This is a genomic window from Mycobacterium sp. (assembly GCF_052144515.1).
Classification (GTDB): domain Bacteria; phylum Actinomycetota; class Actinomycetes; order Mycobacteriales; family Mycobacteriaceae; genus Mycobacterium.
Map to the genome: position 1 here is coordinate 1 of NZ_JBKQQD010000193.1, position 15936 is coordinate 15936.

Sequence of the window (15936 nt, forward strand, 5' to 3'; positions counted from 1 at the left end):
GGCACTACCGCTCCAAGCCAACCCGAAGGCGACAGACACAAAATGAGCCAAACACCAGGTGATCCAGACCCAACCACCGCAACGCGGCAATGTCACCCTGACACTGAGACACAAAAGCGCCTCGACACGCCGTGTCCGAGGCGCTTTGGCAGGGGGTACCTCCCGCTTGCGGGGGACTGCTCGCGGGCGGATCAGGCCAGTTGCTTTTGCTCGTAGCGGCGTGCCCATTCCTTGCGCGGGCGAATCGACACGTCGACATCGGCGCCTTGGGCCCGTAGCGCACCGACGTTGGCCTGCTCGCGCGGCGTGCGGGCGAACGGGTCCCAGCTGAAGAAGTTGCAGGCGTTCTGCCAGGTGATCTTGTTGATGTCGGTGTCGTCGGCGCCTGCGGCGTTCAGTTCGGACAGCACCTGCTCGGGGGCGTCCGGCCAGAAACAGTCGGAGTGCGGGTAGTCGCATTCCCAGGCGATGATGTCGATGCCGATCTCGTGTCGCAGCTTCAGCGACGTCTTATCGGTGACGTAGCACGCCAGCGAGTGCTCGCGGAACACGTCGCTGGGCAGCTTGTCGCCGAAGTCGCGGCGCAGCCACTTCTGGTTGGTGTAGTGGCGGTCGCTGCGATCCAAGTAGAACGGGATCCAGCCGATGCCGCCTTCGGAGAAAGCGAACTTCAGGTCGGGGTATTTGCGCATCGCCGGGCCCCACAGCAGATCCTGCGCGCACATCGCCGAGACCTGGGTGGCCAGGATGATCATGTTGTCGATCGGCGCGTCGGGCGCCATGCTGATCGCCCCGAAGCCAGTGCCGATGTGCAGGCACATCACCACGTTCTCCTCCGACAACGTCGAGAACACGGGACCCCAGTAGTCGTCGTCGTGATAGCTCGGAAGGCCTTCCAGGTGCGGCAGTTCGGGCATGGTGACCGCTCGGCAGCCCTTGGCGGCGACGCGACGGATCTCGGCGCACATGGCCTCGGGATTCCACGTCGGCAGGACCGCGATCGGGATAAAACGTCCCGGATAGGACCCGGCCCAGTCATCGATGTGCCAGTCGTTGTAGGCCGACACCATCACCAGCGTGACCTCTTCGCGGTACATGTTGAGGTGGCGGGCCGAGAAACCGGTGAACGTCGGGAAGCACATGGACGCGAGGATGCCGTTGCGGTTCATGTCGCGGACGCGTTCGTGGACGTCGTAGACGCCGGGGCGCATCTCGGCGAAGCCAGCGGGGTCACGGCCCCACTCTTCGGCGGGCCACGACACCACCGCGTTCAAGCCGCTCACACCCTGCGGCCTGCCCTGAAACATCCACTGGTCCACGCCCTTGTCGTCGGTGACGACGATCGGCGCCTCGTCCTTATATCTGGCCGGAACGTGGCGCAGAAACATGTCGGGTGGTTCCACGACATGGTCGTCGATGCTCACCAAGATCAAGTCGTCGATATTCACGCCTCCACTTGTACCCTGGACTCTCGTGACCGTCTCCGCATCTTCGGCCAGAATTTTATCTAGATCGGCCAATTCAGAAAATATCGGCCGGGTCGAGCTACGCCATGGTGGCCGCGCCCGCGCCGGCAGTTACCTCTACGAGGGGCGTTCCCAGCCTGGTGGACTGGTGACCGGTTGGCACTCCCACGATCTGCATCAGATTCAGTACGCGATCGGCGGGGTGGTCGAGGTCGAGACCGGAGCCGCGCACTATCTGTTGCCGCCGCAGCAGGCCGCCTGGATCCCAGTTGGGTTGGAACACCAGGCCACGATGACCCCCGATGTCCGCAGCGTGGCGGTTATGTTCGATCCTCAATTGCTTCCGCCGGTCGACAACCGGGCGCGGATCCTGGCCGTCTCGCCGCTGATCCGCCAGATGATGATCTACGCGCTGCGCTGGCCGATCGACCGGGCCGACAGCGACCCGGTCTCCGACGGATTCTTCCAAACCCTCGGTCATCTGGTCTTTGAGGCTTTAGAAACTGGGGGAGATCACGAAGCGCCGCTGAGCCTTCCGACTTCGACCAATCCGATCGTGGCCGCCGCGATGAGCTACACCAAGGCGCATCTGCAGTCGACGACCGTCACCGATGTCAGCCGGTCGGTCGCGGTCTCCGAGCGGACGTTGCGGCGCCAGTTCGACGAGGCGATCGGCATGTCTTGGCGCACATACCTTTTGCACGCGCGGATGCTGCGCGCGATGGCTCTGCTCGCCGCGCCGGGTCAGTCGGTGCAGCAGACCGCCACGGCGGTCGGCTTCGACAGTCTGAGCGCGTTTACCCGCGCGTTCACCCAGTTCTGCGGCGAGACGCCGTCCACCTATCGGCAGCGAACCAACGATGTAGTGGCGGGCTGATTTTGGCCGCGGGCCTACCAGGCGTGGACGCGATTTTGCGCGGACTCCAGACCCAGTTCGATGAGCAACTCGGTGGCGTCGGCGGCTTGCTCGCAGATGGTGGGGACTTCGGTGCGTTCGGCGGCGGCGAAGTTCTCCAGCACGAACGCCGCCGGGTCTTTGCGTCCGGGCGGCCGGCCGATCCCGATGCGCACCCGCTGAAAGTCCTTGGTACCCAGCGCGGCGGCCACCGAGCGCAGCCCGTTGTGACCGCCTTCGCCGCCGCCGAGCTTGAGCCGGATGCGGCCGAACTCGAGGTCCAGGTCGTCGTGGATGGCGATGACGTCGGCCGGCTCTACCGAGTAGAACTTGGCCAGCGGACCCACTTGCCGGCCGGACTCATTCATGTAGCAGCGCGGCTTGGCCACCACCACCGCGTGCCCCGCTAACCGGCCGGTGACGACTTCGGCTCCAGAACGCTTGTGCGCCTTGAATTTCGAGCCCAGCCGCGCCGCGAGCAGGTCGGCAACCATGAACCCGAGGTTGTGCCGGGTGCGGGCGTAGTTTTCTCCCGGGTTGCCCAGGCCGACCACCAAGAGAGGATCGGCCACGTCGTGCTACTCGGACTCGTCCGCGGCGGCCCCGGCTTCGCCGGCCTCTTCTTCGGCTGCTTCGCCTGCTGGGGCTTCGGCGGCTTCGCCGGCGCCCTCTTCCTCGAGGTCCGCGGCCGTCGGTGCGTTCACCACGTTGACTACCAGCAGATCGGGGTCGGAAATCAGGTTGACGCCCGCCGGCAGGGTGATCTGCGCGGCGGTGAACTGGGTTCCCGGCGCGGCGCCCTCGACGGACACGGTCAGCTGCTCGGGAATCGACAGCGCCTCGGCCTCGATCTCGATGGCGTTGGTCTCCTGGGTCACCAGGGTGTCGGGTGCGGCCTCGCCCTCGACGATGACGTTGACCTCGACCACCACCTTCTCGCCGCGACGGACGACCAGGAGGTCGGCGTGCACGATGTTGCGGCGGACGGGGTGGATGTCGAGCGCTTTGGTCAGCGCCAGCTGTTCCTTGCCGGCGATGTCCAGGGTCAGCACCGCGTTGGTGCCCGAGTGCCGCAGCACGGCCGCGAAGTCGTGTCCGGGCAACTCCACGTGCTGCGGGTCTTCGCCGTGACCGTAGAGGACGGCGGGAATCTTGCCGTCGCGCCGGGCTCGCCGCGAGGCGCCCTTGCCGGTCTGGGTACGGACCGAGACGGTCAGCTGGTTGACTGCGGACTTAGCCATGATGTCGCTCCTGTGTGGTTCCGGCCACGGCCAGGAGCGCGACAAACTCGTCGGTCTCCGTCGATAACGGTGTTCTGGGAAATCCAGCCACCCTCGCCGTGACGCCCGGTCAGGTTAGCGCATCTGCACCTCAGAGCGGAAATTGGTGTTCGGGCGATCGTCACATCTGTCGCACGCGTCTCTCGTTCAGGCGATGTCCTTTTTGCCCGCCTTCGAGTGAGCGACAACGGCAGTTGTGGGAGAGCAGCTCAGAGCGGAAATTTGGTACCCGTGAGCTGCTCGGACAGCTCCCAGAGCGCGGTGGCGGTGGCCGCGTCTCGCGCCGCCCGGCTGCGTGCGACCGGCTGGGTGCGGCCGATATAGCCGAATCGGGGGCCGACGAACGTGTCGCCCGGCAGGTCCTGCGACGCCGCGTACAGCGTTTGCCGGGCACCGAAGTCGGCGTCGGTCGCGATCACCCGGGTGGCGGCCGACATCAGCGCGTCGCCCACCTTGCGGCCCGAGGCTCCCTGCAGGTTGGTGTGGGAGTAGCCGGGATGGGCCGCCAGCGCGCGCAACGGCGAGCCGGCCGCATCGAGTCGGCGCTGCAACTCGCTGGTGAACAGCAGATTGGCGAGCTTCGACTGGCTGTAGGCCAGCCAAGGGGAGTACCTCCGGGTCTTCCAGTTGAGGTCGTTGAGGCTGATGCGTCCCGGCCAGTGCGCGAAAGACGATACCGATACCACCCGGTCGGTGAGCTTGGGCAGCAGCAGGTTGGTCAGCGCGAAGTGACCGAGATGGTTGGTGCCGATCTGGCTCTCGAAGCCGTCGACGGTCAGTGCGTACGGGGCGGCCATGATGCCCGCGTTGTTGATCAGGATGTCGCCTCTGTCGGCCTGGTCTATGCCGTCGGCGAACCTCCGGACCGACGACAGGTCCTGCAGGTCGAGTTGACGGACCTCAACGTCACCCGCCATTTCCCGTGCGGCGGCCTCGCCTTTGCCGGTGTTGCGGACGGCCATGATGACCTTGGCGCCGGTTCGGGCCAACTCGCGGGCGGTCACTGCGCCCAGCCCGCTATTGGCGCCGGTGATGATGACGGTGCGCCCGGCGAACGACGGCAGGTCCGCGGCGGTCCAGTCGGTCATGCCCGACAAGCCTAGTGCCCGGGGTCGAACTCCAGGGGCACGGTGAGGGGTCCGGCTATTCCCGCCATGCCTTTCCATGGGCTTGGTCCGGTCTGGCGGGGGTTGGGCATGCGTTGGGTGATGACCCGAAGAGCCTCGGTCAATTCCAGCCGCGCCAGGTGGGCGCCGAGGCAATAGTGCACGCCGCCACCGAAGTTGAGGATGGCCGCCGGGCTTTGACGGGTGATGTCGAGACGTTCCGGGTCGTCATAGACATCGGGGTCACGGTTGGCGGAGGCGGTGTTGGCGGCCACCAGGGTGCCGGCGGGAATGCGGACTCCGGCGAGTTCGATGTCTTCGGCTGCGCGCCGGATCGTGCCGAAAATGATTGGACGGTAACGCATTAGCTCGTGAACCGCGTCGGGTGCCAATTCAGGATGTCGGGCAACCAAGTCCCATTGATCGGGGTGGGCACACAACACCTGGACCGCCGCAGCGAGCTGGTTGCGGGTGGTGTCGGTGCCGGCGCCGAGCAGGCCGGCGCTCAGCATGAGCAGTTCGTCGTGGGTGAGCCGATCGCCTGGATAGGCCGGGCATTCGGCGCGGATCAGATCGGAGATCAGATCGGAGATCAGATCGTCGGTCAGGCATTCCCGGCGGCGCGCGATCAACTCCTCGAGATAGGCGTCTTGCTGTTGAGCCGCCGCCAGGATCGTCGGTGCGTCGTTGACGACGTTCCACTCGAAAACCTTCTTGATGTCGTCAATCCAGCGGGAGAAGAGTTGCCAATCCTCGGGCTGCGCGCCCAGCAGCGCGCAGATCACGGGCGTTGGATAGCCCCGGGCGATGTCGGCGACGACGTCGCAGCGCCCGACGGAGGTGACTGGTTCGACCAATCCGGTGATGATTTCCGCGGCCAGGCTGCGCAGCCGCTCGGCAGCGCGGGGCGAGAACGCCTTCGACACCAGCCGGCGCAGCCGATGATGCACGGCGCCGTCGAGGCTCAGCAGGCTGCGGGTCGCCCGGTCCCAAAGTGGACCCGAGGTGATGCCTTTCACGTCTAGTGCCAGGCCCTTTGCGGTGATGAATCGGTTGTCGCGCAGGACCGTGCGGACCAAGTCGTAGCTCAACACTTCAGGTCCGTACGGGCCGATCGCGATCGGGGCCTGTCGTCGGGCGTCGGCGATGACGCGGAGCGCCTCGTCGGGATCGGTGAGGTCGTCGTAGCGGAACACGGGCAATCCGGCGTCGAAGACGCTCGGGCAGTCCCTGATCAGAGTCGTCATGGCAGTTGACTATCCGGTCGCAAAACGCGCAGACCATCCGCCATAACGCGGAGATTTGCGCGGTAGGTGTCGTAATTTGCGCGGGCCTGCGGTCGTAAACCGCGCTATTTCGCCGATGTTTTTGCGTAGTGCCGGCCGCGATGCTGGCTACCATGAGCCAACACGCGGAGATGCCGCCGCTGAACTGGAGTTTGAGCGAGTTGCTGCCGACTGGAACGGTGACGTTGCTGCTGGCCGATGTCGAGGGTTCGACGCGGTTGTGGGAAACCCAGCCCGAGAAGATGACGGCCGCGCTGGGGCAGCTGAACAAGACGGTGAACGAGGCCATCGCCGCCCACGAGGGCGTGCGCCCGCTCGAGCAGGGCGAGGGCGACAGTTTCGTGGCCGCATTCGCGCGCGCCAGCGATGCGGTGGCGTGCGCGCTGGCGTTGCAACGGGCGCCGTTGGCTCCGATCCGGATACGCATCGGCGTGCACACCGGTGAGATCCAGCTGCGTGATGAGTCCAACTACGCGGGTCCCACGATCAACCGCGCCGCGCGGCTGCGCGATCTCGCGCACGGTGGGCAGACCGTGCTGTCGGGTGCGACTGAATCGATGGTGGCGGACCGGTTGCCTGACGGGGTATGGCTGACGGAGCTGGGTAGTTATCCGTTGCGTGGCGTGCCGCGGCCCGAGCGGGTGGTCCAGTTGTGCCATCACGATCTGCGCAACGAGTTCCCACCGCTTCGGGTGCGCCAATCGGTGGCGTTGCATAACCTGCCGACTCAGTTGACGAGTTTCGTTGGGCGCCAGGGAGAAATGGCTGAGCTGCGTCGGATGGTCACGGACAACCGATTGGTGACGTTGACCGGCGCAGGCGGGGCCGGCAAGACGCGACTTGCCGTCGAAGTCGCCGCTCAACTCACCACCGAATTCTCCGACGGCGTGTGGTACGTGGATCTGGCACCGGTCACTGATCCCGCTGTGGTGCCGGTGACTGTCGCGCGCACACTGGGCCTGCCCGATCAGCCGGGCCGCTCCACCATGGACCTGCTACTTGAGTTCTTTGGCGAGAAAGAAATATTGCTGCTGCTCGACAACTGCGAGCATCTGCTCGACGCGTGCGGGAGCATGGTCGTCGAGCTGCTCGCGGCCTGCCCACATTTGGCGATCTTGGCCACCAGCCGTGAGCCGCTCGGTGTGCCCGGTGAGCTGAGCTGGCGGGTTCCGTCGTTGCCGCTTGCCGACGAGGCCGTCGAGCTGTTCGCCGACCGAGCCCGGCGCGCCCGGCCGAATTTTGTTGTGGGCGAGGGTGATACCGCACTGGTTCAAGAGATCTGCGAACGCCTCGACGGCATGCCGTTGGCGATCGAGCTTGCCGCGGCACGGGTGCGGGCGCTGTCGTTGCGTCAAATCGTGGACAGTCTGCATGATCGGTTCCGGTTGTTGACCGGGGGTGCGCGCACCGCGGTGCGCCGCCAGCAGACACTGCGGGCCTCGGTGGATTGGTCGCACACGCTGCTCACCGAACCCGAGCGGGTGTTGTTTCGGCGGCTCGCGGCGTTTGCCGGCGGATTCGATCTGAATGCCGCCCACGCCGTCGGGGCCAGCAGCAAGGTGGAGGGTTACCAGCTGCTGGATCAACTGAGCCTTTTGGTGGATAAGTCCTTGGTGGTCGCCTTCGAAACCAGCACCGACTCCGGCGCCGGGATGCGATATCGGCTGCTGGAGACGGTGCGCCAGTACGCGCAGGAAAGGCTCGGCGAATCCGGCGAAGCCGACGAGGTCCGGACCCGCCATCGCGACTATTACACGGCTACGGCCGCCGAGCTGGAATCACCCGGCTACTCCGGCGATGAGCTGCTGCTGGACTGGGCGGCAACCGAGTTCGACAATCTGCGGGCCGCGTTCGCGTGGAGCCGCGAGAATTCCGACTTCGAGATGGCCCTGCAGCTCATTTTGTCGTTGCGGCCGTTGTGGTTGCGCGGCGGCCGGGTCCGGGAGGCACTGGCCCGGTTGGACGCCATCTTGGCTGACCCGGGAATAGCACCGGCGGTGTGGGCCGGCGCGGTGGCCCACCAGAGCATCATCGCTGCGTCGATTGGCATCCCCACAGAGCCGAGTCGGGCGCAGGAGGCGCTGGCCATCGCACGTCGGCTCGAGGATCCGGCACTGATCGCCCAAGCCCTCATCGCGTGCGGGATGCTCGCCTTCTACGACCCCGAGGCGGCAGAGCAATACTTCGCCGAGGCCATCGATCTGGTCCGCGTAGCCGGTGATCAGTGGAGCCAGTACCAAATCTTCAGTCATCAGGCAGCGGTGGGTGTCATGGCTGGTGAACCGATCGCTGCGCGGGCGGCCGCCGAGGCCGGGCGTGACCTTGCCGATGCGCTTGGCGACAGCTACTTCTCACGGAACAACCGAGCGTGGCTGGGCACCGCGTTGACGCTCCAGGGAGATCTCGCGGACGCTATCCGAGTGGGCCGAGCCGTGGCCGACGAGGCGGAGACGGCCGCGGACCCCATCCAGAGAATGTTGGGCCATATAGTTCACGGCGCTGCGCTTGCATACCAGGGGCAGCCGACTTCCGCGCACGCCGCAGCGGAATCCGCCCTCGCGGCCGCAACGGAAGTGGGCGCGATCTCCAAAGACGCGTTGTACTCCGTATTCGCCCTGGCCGCCCTCGCTGGCGGTGACGCTGCGGCGGCCACGCAGGCGGCGGAGAAAGCCTTGCAGCACACCGTTCCCGTGCGTGAAGTGTTCACCAGGGGCGCCGCCCCGGCAGCCGAGGCCGCACTGGCATGTGGGGATTTGGACGCCGCGCGCCGTTTGGCTGATGAGGCCGTCGCGGTGGTGCCCGGCTGGTGGAAAGTGGCCGCTTTGACGGTGCGGGCCTTCGTGGCGATCGCGCTGGGTGAGCCGGAACAGGCCGAGCGCGACGCTCATGACGCGCTTGTGGTCGCCGCCCGCGTCCAGGGATATCTGCGGGTGGCCGACACTCTGGAATGCCTGGCCCGCCTGGCCGCTGACGACGCCAACCACGCGTACGCGGCGCGTCTGCTGGGCGCGGCGGACGGTTTCCGGCAGCGCCTGGGGCATGCCCGCTTCCCGATGTATCAAGCCGATTACGACGCCGCAGTTACGGCAGTACGGGAAGCGTTAGGGCAGAGCGATTTCGACGCCGCGTGGGCCGAGGGCGCGGCCCTGTCCACCGAGGAGGCGATCGCCTACGCTCAGCGGGGCCGCGGCGAGCGCAAGCGCCCCACCAGCGGCTGGGGATCACTGACACCCATGGAAAACGATGTGGTACGTCTGGTCCGGGAAGGGCTGGGCAACAAGGACATCGGTGCGCGGCTATTCGTCTCACCGCGCACGGTGCAGACTCACCTGACCCACGTTTACGCCAAGCTAGGCCTGACCTCCCGGGTGCAGCTCGTCCAGTTGTCGCTCACTGGCGGACAAAAAACGTAAGGCCGCGAGCAGACGCAGAATCGCATCGGGGAGGCTTCCAGAGTGCGATTCTGCGTCTGCTCGCCCCGGCCTATTTGGCGGCGACGACGAATCCGCGAATGATCGCCTCGATGTCGGACGCTTGCGCGACCGCCTCGTTGGCCAGGCTGGTGATGGTGAGCTGAACCAGGTAGGGCTGCTTGCCGGGCGGCGAGCCGGTAGGCAACACGATCCGGTTATAGCTGTGCATCCGCATGCCGTCCTGGTCGTAACTGCCCTGGATCATCGACGAGGGAAATCCGTTGAAGTCGGCCGTCGAAGCGTCGAGCTGGGTGAAGTTCGGGACCAGCTGGGCATCGGCATTGGCGTGCTTTACCGCGTCGGCGGCGTTGAAATCGGCGCCCCGCAGCGTGAACACCGTCAGCATGGCCGCCGGATACTTGCCGCCCTTGGAGATCACCTGCGTGGTTTGGGGGAGCTTCGGATTGCTGTACGGCGCCCAGCCCGGTGGTGTCGGGATTGACACGGTCAGGTCGGTCAGGGTGTTCGGTGCCACCGGCACCCCGGTGACGCCGATACCTTCGAGGTACTTCGCGAACGGGATGGGCCGGGCCGCGGTCGTCGCGGCGCTGGTCGCCGTCGTCGTCAAGATCGACTGGAAGTCCGGGGGTTTCGGTGCGCAGGCCACGGCCGACACCGCCAACGCGGCCAGCGCGGCGGCGGCCGCGCCAAAAAGGGCAGATCTCACAAAATCTCGCGGACCGCGTCGATCGGCCGGGCCAGCCGAGTTCCCTTCGCCGTGACGACAAACGGACGTTCGATGAGGATGGGATGTTGGGCCATGGCGTCGAGCAGTTCGTCGTCGCTCGCGTCGGCCAGCCCCAGTTCGGTGTAGAGCGGTTCACGCTTGCGCACGGCCGTACGCACATCGATGCCCGCGTCGCGGATTATGCGTACCAGCTCGTCCCGGGACGGCGGCGTCTTCAGATACTGGATAACGGTGGGCTCAAAGCCATTGTCCCGCAACAGGTCCAGTGTCTTGCGGGAGGTGCTGCACTTGGGATTGTGGTAGATGACGGTGCCGTCCTTGCCCGCCATCTACGCGTCTCCGTCGAATAGCCCTGTGACTGAGCCGTTTTCGAATACCGCGCGAATGGTGCTGGCCAGCAGCGGCGCGATGGACAAGACCGTCAGCTGGGGGAAGCGCTTCTCCTCGCCGATCGGCAGCGTGTTCGTGACGATCACCTCCCGGGCGCCGGATGCGGCGAGCCGCTCGGCGGCCGGGTCGGACAGCACGCCGTGGGTCGCTGCGACGATCACGTCGCAGGCGCCGTCGTCGCGCAACAGCTTCACCGCGCCCGCGATGGTGCCGCCGGTGTCGATCATGTCGTCGATCAGGACGCAACAGCGGCCTTCGACTTCGCCGACGACGCGGTTGGAGACCACCTGGTTGGGCACCCGGGGGTCACGGGTCTTATGAATGAAGGCCAGCGGAACACCGCCCAGTGCGTCGGCCCACTTCTCGGCGATGCGCACCCGGCCCGAGTCGGGGGAGACGACCACCATGTTGCCGTCGGGGTAGTTGTCCTTGATGTAGGTGGTCAGCAGGTTCTGGCCGCGCATGTGGTCGACGGGACCGTCGAAGAAACCCTGGATCTGGTCGGTGTGCAGGTCGACGGTGACGATCCGGTCGGCGCCGGCGGTCTTGAGCAGGTCGGCAACCAGCCGTGCCGAGATCGGTTCGCGGCCGCGGTGCTTCTTGTCCTGCCGAGCGTAGGGATAGAACGGCATCACCGCGGTGATCCGCTTCGCGCTGCCCCGCTTGAGCGCGTCGATCATGATCAGCTGTTCCATCAGCCAGTTGTTCACCGGCGCCGGATTCGACTGCAGGACGAACGCGTCGCAGCCGCGCACCGACTCATGGAAGCGCACGAAGATCTCGCCGTTGGCGAACTCGCGCGCCGTCTGCGCGGTGACGTGGACGTCGAGTTCCTTGGCGACCTGCTCGGCCAGCTCGGGGTGACCGCGGCCAGAGAACAGCATCAGGTTTTTGCGATTATCGGTCCAGTCGTGGCTCACGTGCTGCCCTCGCCGTTCGAAATGGTGGCCTCATCGTACGTAGCGAAGGGTACCGGTTGCCAGATAACAAATTCACAATGTCTATTCGGGGTCTATTCGGGTCTGTTTGGTTTCGGTTGGTGTGCGGCTTTTTCGGCCGCCTCGGCCGCCTCGGCAGCCGGAGTTCCCGGACGTTTGCGCTGCACCCAGTTCTCGATGTTGCGTTGCGGTCCCGCCGACACCGCCAGCGCCCCGGGCGGGACATCGTCGCGCAGCACCGTGCCGGCGCCGGTGTACGCGCCGTCGCCGACTGTCACCGGAGCCACGAACATGGTGTCCGACCCGGTCCGGACGTGCGAGCCGACGGTGGTGCGCCGCTTGGATATCCCGTCGTAGTTGACGAACACGCTGGACGCGCCGATATTGCTGTGCTCGCCGATGTCGGCGTCCCCGACATAGGTCAGGTGCGGCACCTTGGTCCCGGTGCCGATGGTCGAGTTCTTCACCTCGACGAACGCGCCGAGCTTGCCGTCGGAGCCCAATACGGTGCCGGGCCGCAGGTACGTGAAGGGGCCGACGTCGGCGCCGTCACCGATCGACGACGACGCGCCGTGGGTGCAGACCACCGAGGCGCCGTCGCCGACGCTGACGTCGGTCAGGGAAGTACCCGGGCCGACCACGCAGTGACCGCCGATCTGGGTGCGCCCGAGCAGCTGGGTTCCGGGGTGGACGACGGTGTCGCGGCCGATCATGACGTCGACGTCGATCCAGGTGGTCGCGGGGTCGACGATCGTCACGCCGGCCACCTGGTGAGCGGCCACGATACGGCGGTTGAGTTCGGCACCCAGCTCGGCCAACTGGACACGGTTGTTGACGCCGGCCACCAGCGCGCTGTCGTCGACGTGCCGGAAATGCACGGTCCGGCCGTCTTGCCGAAGGATCGCGACGACGTCGGTGAGGTAGAGCTCCTGTTGGGCGTTGTTGGAGCTCAGCCGGCTCAACGCCGACCGCAGCGCGGCGATGTCGAAGGCGTACACGCCGGCGTTGACCTCGCGGATCTGGCGTTGCGACGCCGTCGCGTCGGTGTGTTCGACGATCGCCATCACTTCGTCGTCCTGGGTGCGCAGGATGCGGCCGTAGCCGGAGGGATCGGCAAGCGTCGTGGTCAGCACCGTCACCGCAGCCGACGCTGCGCTGTGGGTCGCGATCAGATCCGCCAGGGTGTCGGCATCCAGCAACGGGGTATCGCCCGAGGTGACGACGACGATGCCGGCGTAGTCATCGGGCAGCGCGGACAGGCCGCACAGCACCGCGTGGCCCGTACCGAGTGGGCGATCCTGCAGCGCGACGTCAATCGTGCGTCCGAGCGCGTCGGCCAGGTCGGCGACGATCGGCGCGATGCGCTGGTGATCGTGGCCCAGTACCGTGACCACGTGCTGCGGTGCCAGCTTGGTGATCGCGTGCAGCGAGTGCGACAGCATGCTGCGACCGGCGATGGGGTGCAGCACCTTCGGGGTGTCCGACCGCATCCGGGTCCCGGGCCCGGCGGCTAAGACCAGGACCGCGGTATCACCCCGAACCGTCATCGACTCTCCCTTATTTGGCCCACCAGGCGGAGCGTGCGTGTCTGATCGCCGACACGCCGTCCAGCGTGTCATTTCGTGCACGCTCGCGGCAAACAGCCGAAGCTCCGTCGCCAGGACTCGAACCTGAACTCTCAGAACCAAAATCTGATGTGCTGCCGATTACACCACGACGGATTGCATACCCACGGCGGGGCAGTCCGGCCCGCGCCACCAAGTGACTCTAGTCGAAGCATCCAAACCGATACCCTTGTTGACGTGGCGGTGCTGGACCGGGAGCCTGACAAAGCAGACAAAGAAGTGCGGGCGCCGCGCGCCCGGATGACGGGCAGCGAGCGCCGGCACCAACTCATCGGGATCGCGCGCTCGCTGTTTGCCGAACGAGGCTATGACGGGACCTCGATCGAAGAGATCGCGCAGCGGGCCAACGTGTCCAAGCCGGTCGTCTACGAGCATTTCGGCGGCAAGGAGGGCCTGTACGCCGTCGTGGTCGACCGGGAGATGTCGGCGCTGCTGGACGGCATCACCTCGTCGTTGACCAACAACCGGTCCCGGGTGCGCGTCGAGCGGGTCGCGCTGGCGTTGCTCACCTACGTCGAAGAGCGCACCGATGGCTTCCGGATCATGATCCGCGACTCGCCGGCCTCGATCAGCTCGGGCACCTATTCCAGCCTGCTCAACGACGCTGTCAGCCAGGTCAGCTCCATCCTGGCCGGCGACTTCGCCCGCCGCGGGCTGGACCCTGACCTGGCCCCGCTGTACGCCCAGGCGCTGGTGGGCTCGGTGTCGATGACGGCGCAATGGTGGCTCGATACGCGGGAGCCCAAGAAAGAAGTGGTCGCCGCGCATCTGGTCAACCTGATGTGGAATGGCCTGATCGGCTTGGAAGCCGATCCCCGTTTGCAGGACGAGTAGCGCTTACATTCCCGAGCGCCCGCGGGCTGGGCAGCTGCCGAAACGCAAGAAGTACGCAAGGCCCAGGTGTTGGGATTGGTAGCAGTGCGGCCGGTATCCACTTGCCGTGCGAGGGGCTACAACCGGCACCGAAGGAGCCACCATGAAACGAACCACACGATTTTCCGCATTGCTGGGGGTAGCGGCGACCCTGTTGCTGTGGTGCGGCGCCGAACTGGCCGCGCCTTCGGCTCAGGCCGCGCCATGCCCGCCCGGTAAGTCCTGCACCACCTGGTGCCCGGGCCAACCCAACCCGGCGGGCAGGCCCGTCCCTTGGGACACCGGCGTCTGCCACGACTATTACTGGGACTACTACGGCGTGCACGACACCGACAACGGCGCCTTCTACGCGTGGCGATCCATGGGCTGGTAAAGCCGCGCGGCGCAAGGCCTAGGCCAGATGGTGGCGACCCGCTGCGCCCGGCTACGCCGCGCTTGCGATCGCCACCGCCTAGGCCAGATGGTGGCGACCCGCTGCGCCCGGCTACGCCGCGCTTGCGATCGCCACTACCCGCAGTCGCGCGATAGCAGGTCGGCGATCGTTTCGCGGCGGATCAGCTCGCGAGTCCGGCCATCTTTGACCGCCACCAGCGGCGGACGGCCGACCATGTTGTAGTTCGACGCCATGCTGTGGTGATAGGCGCCGGTACAGGCCACGGCCAGCAGGTCGCCGGGATGCACGTCGGCCGGGAGCTGGATATCGCGGGCGATCTCGTCGCCGGCCTCACAGTGCCGGCCCGCGACGGTGACCAGCTGTTTGACCCCCAGCGAATGCCGGTTGGCCAGCGTGACCGCGTATTGCGCGCCGTACAATGACACCCGCGGGTTATCGCTCATGCCGCCGTCTACCGCGACGAAGGTCCGGCCGCCGGGTTGGCTTTTCACCGAGCACACCCGGTACAGCGTGACGCCGGCCCGGCCGCTGATGGCCCGGCCGGGTTCCACCACGATGGTCGGCCGTGGGAAATGCTCCGCGGCGCATGCCTCGTCGAGCGCGTCGTCGATGATGCGGGCGAGTTTGTCGAGGTCGAGTTCGGAATCACCGGCGACGTAGGGGATCCCGTGGCCACCGCCGATGTTCAGTTCGGTCAGGATGACGCCATGCCTGGCGCGGATGTCGGCCATCGCGGCGATCATCCGGTGAATCGCTTCGCCGTACAGGGCCGGGTCGGTCACCTGCGAGCCGATATGGCAGTGCAACCCGACCAGGTCGAGGATCGGATGCGCGAGCACCCGCTTCACCGCGTCGGCGGCCTGGTCCCCGGCGAGCGTGAACCCGAACTTCTGGTCGCTGACACCGGTGGTGACCGCGCGGTGCCCGTGGATGTCGATGTCGGGGGTCACCCGGATGAGCACCCGCTGGCGCTTGCGCGCCAGGCCCGCGAGGTAGGCGATCTCGATGAACGAATCCAGCACGATGCGCCCGACCCCGACCCTGGTCGCCTCGCGCAACTCGTCGGGCGATTTCGCGTTGCCGTGCATGATGATGCGGGCCGGGTCCACCCCGCCCGCCTGGGCGATGGCCAGCTCACCGGCTGAGCAGACGTCGACGCCGAGCCCCTCGTCGCGGGCCCAGCGCGCCACAGCGGTGGTCAGCAACGACTTGCCGGCGTAGACGACCTCAACACCGCGCAGCGCCTTGCGGTAACGCCGGGCACGGCGGCGGAAGTCAGTCTCGTCGATCACGTAGGTCGGGGTGCCGAACTCGTCGGCGATGTCGCTGAGGGGTACGCCACCAACGCAGAGTCGGCCGTCTTCGTCGGAATGTGTAGTGACCGGCCAGATCGCGGAATCGAACCGCGAGGGCGCCGCCTTTCCGAGAGACGGCAAAATATCGAGCAATGTCATGACTTCAAAATGCGCCCGGCCTGGGTCGGGTGCCGCAATTCTTACGATCCCTTGACGGCCCCGGGCGC

At 66.5% G+C, this 15936-nt stretch carries 14 protein-coding genes and 1 tRNA gene; 4 read left to right on the forward strand and 11 right to left on the reverse strand.

Features of this window, described 5'->3' with window-relative positions:
- Positions 1-191: 191 nt before the first annotated feature.
- Positions 192-1448, reverse strand: a complete 1257-nt coding sequence (locus ACLP9N_RS13115; protein WP_442407807.1) for an amidohydrolase family protein — start codon at positions 1446-1448, stop codon at positions 192-194.
- A 25-nt stretch (positions 1449-1473) separates the two neighbouring features.
- Here ACLP9N_RS13115 and ACLP9N_RS13120 point away from each other — a divergent pair, with 25 nt between their 5' ends.
- Positions 1474-2343 carry an AraC family transcriptional regulator gene (locus ACLP9N_RS13120; protein ID WP_442407808.1) on the forward strand — a complete coding sequence of 290 codons (870 nt, stop codon included), beginning with the start codon at positions 1474-1476 and terminating at the stop codon, positions 2341-2343.
- Between the two features lie 14 nt (positions 2344-2357).
- Here ACLP9N_RS13120 and pth read toward each other — a convergent pair whose 3' ends face one another.
- The 4 genes from pth to ACLP9N_RS13140 form a co-directional block, all read right to left on the reverse strand.
- Complete coding sequence (gene pth / locus ACLP9N_RS13125) at positions 2358-2933, reverse strand: aminoacyl-tRNA hydrolase (protein WP_442407809.1); 576 nt, start codon at positions 2931-2933, stop codon at positions 2358-2360.
- A gap of 6 nt (positions 2934-2939) precedes the next feature.
- A complete protein-coding gene (locus ACLP9N_RS13130) occupies positions 2940-3602 on the reverse strand; it encodes a 50S ribosomal protein L25/general stress protein Ctc (protein ID WP_442407810.1) in 663 nt (220 codons plus the stop codon).
- Between the two features lie 248 nt (positions 3603-3850).
- Complete coding sequence (locus ACLP9N_RS13135) at positions 3851-4729, reverse strand: oxidoreductase (protein ID WP_442407811.1); 879 nt, start codon at positions 4727-4729, stop codon at positions 3851-3853.
- An 11-nt stretch (positions 4730-4740) separates the two neighbouring features.
- The gene (locus tag ACLP9N_RS13140; RefSeq protein ID WP_442407812.1) at positions 4741-5994 is read right to left on the reverse strand and encodes a cytochrome P450; all 1254 of its coding nucleotides are present in this window, start codon (positions 5992-5994) and stop codon (positions 4741-4743) included.
- A 152-nt stretch (positions 5995-6146) separates the two neighbouring features.
- On the opposite strand from ACLP9N_RS13140, the gene ACLP9N_RS13145 reads away from it, so the two are divergent.
- Complete coding sequence (locus ACLP9N_RS13145; RefSeq protein ID WP_442407813.1) at positions 6147-9446, forward strand: LuxR C-terminal-related transcriptional regulator; 3300 nt, start codon at positions 6147-6149, stop codon at positions 9444-9446.
- Positions 9447-9516: 70 nt separating this feature from the next.
- Here the strand turns inward: ACLP9N_RS13145 and ACLP9N_RS13150 are convergent, their stop codons facing one another.
- From ACLP9N_RS13150 to ACLP9N_RS13170, 5 genes are all read right to left on the reverse strand, one after another.
- Positions 9517-10173, reverse strand: a complete 657-nt coding sequence (locus ACLP9N_RS13150; RefSeq protein ID WP_442407814.1) for an LpqN/LpqT family lipoprotein — start codon at positions 10171-10173, stop codon at positions 9517-9519.
- Positions 10170-10523, reverse strand: coding sequence for an arsenate reductase (glutaredoxin) (gene arsC, locus ACLP9N_RS13155; RefSeq protein WP_442407816.1), 354 nt, complete (start codon positions 10521-10523; stop codon positions 10170-10172). The genes ACLP9N_RS13150 and arsC overlap by 4 nt, the downstream gene beginning before the upstream one ends.
- On the reverse strand, positions 10524-11504 hold the full coding sequence (locus tag ACLP9N_RS13160) for a ribose-phosphate pyrophosphokinase (protein ID WP_442407817.1): 981 nt from the start codon (positions 11502-11504) through the stop codon (positions 10524-10526). It abuts the gene before it with no gap.
- A gap of 92 nt (positions 11505-11596) precedes the next feature.
- The gene (glmU, locus tag ACLP9N_RS13165) at positions 11597-13069 is read right to left on the reverse strand and encodes a bifunctional UDP-N-acetylglucosamine diphosphorylase/glucosamine-1-phosphate N-acetyltransferase GlmU (RefSeq protein WP_442407818.1); all 1473 of its coding nucleotides are present in this window, start codon (positions 13067-13069) and stop codon (positions 11597-11599) included.
- 102 nt (positions 13070-13171) lie between these two features.
- Positions 13172-13243: transfer RNA gene (locus ACLP9N_RS13170), tRNA-Gln, on the reverse strand.
- A gap of 144 nt (positions 13244-13387) precedes the next feature.
- Between ACLP9N_RS13170 and ACLP9N_RS13175 the strand changes: the two genes are divergently transcribed.
- Entirely contained in the window at positions 13388-13981 is a 594-nt protein-coding gene (locus ACLP9N_RS13175) for a TetR/AcrR family transcriptional regulator (protein ID WP_442407845.1), read from the forward strand.
- 142 nt (positions 13982-14123) lie between these two features.
- Positions 14124-14393, forward strand: coding sequence for a hypothetical protein (locus ACLP9N_RS13180; RefSeq protein WP_442407819.1), 270 nt, complete (start codon positions 14124-14126; stop codon positions 14391-14393).
- A gap of 134 nt (positions 14394-14527) precedes the next feature.
- On the opposite strand, the gene lysA is transcribed toward ACLP9N_RS13180, so the two are convergent.
- Positions 14528-15868 (reverse strand): diaminopimelate decarboxylase, encoded by a 1341-nt coding sequence (gene lysA / locus ACLP9N_RS13185; protein WP_442407820.1) that lies wholly within the window; start codon positions 15866-15868, stop codon positions 14528-14530.
- Positions 15869-15936 lie beyond the last annotated feature (68 nt).

Bases quoted from the DNA above. Each gene is read 5' to 3' on its own strand.
- ACLP9N_RS13130 (WP_442407810.1), bottom strand. From the start codon at position 3,602: ATGGCTAAGTCCGCAGTCAACCAGCTGACCGTCTCGGTCCGTACCCAG.
- ACLP9N_RS13145 (WP_442407813.1), top strand. From the start codon at position 6,147: ATGAGCCAACACGCGGAGATGCCGCCGCTGAACTGGAGTTTGAGCGAG.
- ACLP9N_RS13135 (WP_442407811.1), bottom strand. From the start codon at position 4,729: ATGACCGACTGGACCGCCGCGGACCTGCCGTCGTTCGCCGGGCGCACC.
- lysA (WP_442407820.1), bottom strand. From the start codon at position 15,868: ATGACATTGCTCGATATTTTGCCGTCTCTCGGAAAGGCGGCGCCCTCG.
- arsC (WP_442407816.1), bottom strand. From the start codon at position 10,523: ATGGCGGGCAAGGACGGCACCGTCATCTACCACAATCCCAAGTGCAGC.
- ACLP9N_RS13175 (WP_442407845.1), top strand. From the start codon at position 13,388: ATGACGGGCAGCGAGCGCCGGCACCAACTCATCGGGATCGCGCGCTCG.
- ACLP9N_RS13140 (WP_442407812.1), bottom strand. From the start codon at position 5,994: ATGACGACTCTGATCAGGGACTGCCCGAGCGTCTTCGACGCCGGATTG.
- ACLP9N_RS13180 (WP_442407819.1), top strand. From the start codon at position 14,124: ATGAAACGAACCACACGATTTTCCGCATTGCTGGGGGTAGCGGCGACC.
- glmU (WP_442407818.1), bottom strand. From the start codon at position 13,069: ATGACGGTTCGGGGTGATACCGCGGTCCTGGTCTTAGCCGCCGGGCCC.